Source organism: Caulobacter sp. (assembly GCF_049283275.1).
In the GTDB taxonomy this organism is placed as follows: domain Bacteria; phylum Pseudomonadota; class Alphaproteobacteria; order Caulobacterales; family Caulobacteraceae; genus Caulobacter.
In genome coordinates this window covers 1-2,706 of sequence record NZ_JBAPVS010000029.1, presented here as the reverse complement: position 1 = coordinate 2,706, position 2,706 = coordinate 1, and the positions used below count along the sequence as shown (strand labels likewise).

Genomic DNA, 2,706 nt, shown 5'->3' with positions numbered 1-2,706 from the left:
CCATTCGTGCAGGTCGGAACTTACCCGACAAGGAATTTCGCTACCTTAGGACCGTTATAGTTACGGCCGCCGTTTACCTGGGCTTCATTTCAGAGCTTGCACCCCTCCACTTAACCTTCAGGCACCGGGCAGGCGTCAGGCCCTATACGTCGTCTTGAAGCCGACTTAGCAGAGCCCTGTGTTTTTGCTAAACAGTCGCTACCCCCTGGCCTGTGCCCCCAACAAGAGCTTGCGCCTATGTTGGGCCTCCTTCTTCCGAAGGTACGGAGGCAATTTGCCGAGTTCCTTCAGGACACTTCTCTCAAGCGCCTTGGTATACTCTACCTGACCACCTGTGTCGGTTTCGGGTACGGTCTATACGGTGGGGCTATTTCCCGGGACCTCTTCGAGGCCGTCCCAATCCGATAAGGGACGACAACACACGAGATCCGTCACACACCACCAGGCCCACGAATATTAACGTGGTTCCCATCGACTACCCCCTTCGGGCTCGTCTTAGGGGCCGGCTCACCCTGCGCGGATTAGCCTTGCGCAGGAACCCTTGGTCTTTCGGCGAAAGGGCATCTCACCCTTTTTATCGCTACTCATGTCTGCATTCGCACTTCCGATACCTCCACGACCCATTACCAGATCGCTTCACAGGCTTACGGAACGCTCCGCTACCGCGTACCATATAAATGGCACACCCTAAGCTTCGGTGCGTGTCTTGAGCCCCGTTACATCTTCGCCGCAGAACCTCTTGATTAGACCAGTGAGCTGTTACGCTTTCTTTAAAGGATGGCTGCTTCTAAGCCAACCTCCTGGTTGTTTTGGAAGTTCCACATGCTTTCCCACTTAGACACGACTTGGGGACCTTAGCTGTAGGTCAGGGCTGTTTCCCTTTTGACGACGGACCTTAGCACCCGCCGTCTGTCTCCCGGATATCACTCCTAGGTATTCGGAGTTTGGTTAGTGTTGGTAGGTCTCGCGACCCCCGCAACCATCCAGTGCTCTACCCCCCAAGGTGTTCGTCCGAGGCACTACCTCAATAGTTTTCGCGGAGAACCAGCTATTTCCCGGCTTGATTGGCCTTTCACCCCTAAGCACAACTCATCCGGTAACTTTTCAACGTTAATCGGTTCGGACCTCCAGTGCATGTTACTGCACCTTCATCCTGGTCATGCATAGATCGCCGGGTTTCGGGTCTAATACATCAAACTCTGGCGCCCTATTCAGACTCGCTTTCGCTGCGCCTACACCTAACGGCTTAAGCTTGCTTGATACATTAAGTCACAGACCCATTATGCAAGAGGTACGCTGTCAGGCCTCAAGGACCCTCCAACTGCTTGTAGGCAATCCGTTTCAGGTACTGTTTCACTCCCCTCATCGGGGTGCTTTTCACCTTTCCCTCACGGTACTAGTTCACTATCGGTCGCATACGAGTATTTAGGCTTAGAGGGTGGTCCCCCTATGTTCAGACAGAATTACACGTGTTCCGCCCTACTCGAGTCCTGATGTTTCATTTTCGCATACGGGGCTGTCACCCGCTATGGCCACTCTTTCCAAAGTGTTCTGCTAATTCACCATCAGGCACTGGCCTGGTCCGCGTTCGCTCGCCACTACTAACGGAATCTCGGTTGATGTCTTTTCCTCCAGCTACTGAGATGTTTCAGTTCGCCGGGTTCGCTTCACGAAGCCTATGAATTCAGCTAAGTGATACCTAACCCCATTTAGCGTCGCACCGAGTTGCCTCGATCCGAAGTTAAACGGGATAGGTGGGTTTCCCCATTCGGAAATCTGCGGGTCAAAGGTTGCTCACACCTCACCGCAGCTTATCGCAGCGTGCCACGTCCTTCATCGCCTGTATGCGCCAAGGCATCCACGAATTGCCCTTACCTCACGCTTGAGAGTCCGCACCACCAATGACAATGCTGGGATCGATCCTGACGGATCGAACCAAAACTCGGCAGAGCAGCAAAGTCACAGTATCTTGGTGCGGATGATTAAAATGCTCAGCCTGATTATTTGACGTTGTATCCGCCTCGAACCGCCACGATCCGGGTAAACCCGAACCACAACGCCCTTATCGAACCAACGCCGTATCACGGCATCGATTTTAAGAACCCATTCACAATGTCAAATAGGGGAGCCGTAGCTCCCATTTCCGCCGAAGCGGAACTGGTGTCTTCATCATCTGGAAAAATGTTAGGCGCTGATGCGTCGAGCTGCGCCGCGAGGCGCGCTATCCGCTGTCGTATGGTGGAGCCTATCGGGATCGAACCGATGACCTGATGCTTGCAAAGCAACCGCTCTCCCAGCTGAGCTAAGGCCCCCTACCAAACGAACTTGCAATGGTGGGCCGAGTAGGAGTTGAACCTACGACCTCACGCTTATCAGGCGTGCGCTCTAACCACCTGAGCTACCGGCCCCCATGCCATGCCCGAACAGGTCGATGACGACCGCGGGCGGCGTGAGCCTGCTCAGGCGCACGCTGCACAATCTTGCGACTGCGTAGCGTGTTTCCAGTGATGAAGGGACATGAGGACGGCGGCCAATGTTCTTTGGAATGGAAGAAGCTCTTCCCAGGACCGAGGTCCAAGGCGCTTTCTGCCGATATCCTTAGAAAGGAGGTGATCCAGCCGCAGGTTCCCCTACGGCTACCTTGTTACGACTTCACCCCAGTCGCTGAACCCACCGTGGTCAGCTGCCTCCTTGCGGTTAGCGCAC

The 2,706-nt window shown here is 54.5% G+C and carries 2 tRNA genes and 2 rRNA genes; all 4 read right to left on the bottom strand.

Annotated features, from left to right (window positions below):
* Positions 1-1,885: ribosomal RNA gene (locus WAL33_RS01575) — 23S ribosomal RNA — on the bottom strand; the annotation flags it as partial.
* A 351-nt stretch (positions 1,886-2,236) separates the two neighbouring features.
* Positions 2,237-2,312: transfer RNA gene (locus WAL33_RS01570), tRNA-Ala, on the bottom strand.
* Between the two features lie 19 nt (positions 2,313-2,331).
* A tRNA-Ile gene (locus WAL33_RS01565) sits at positions 2,332-2,408 on the bottom strand.
* A 194-nt stretch (positions 2,409-2,602) separates the two neighbouring features.
* Positions 2,603-2,706 (bottom strand): 16S ribosomal RNA (locus tag WAL33_RS01560); the annotation flags it as partial.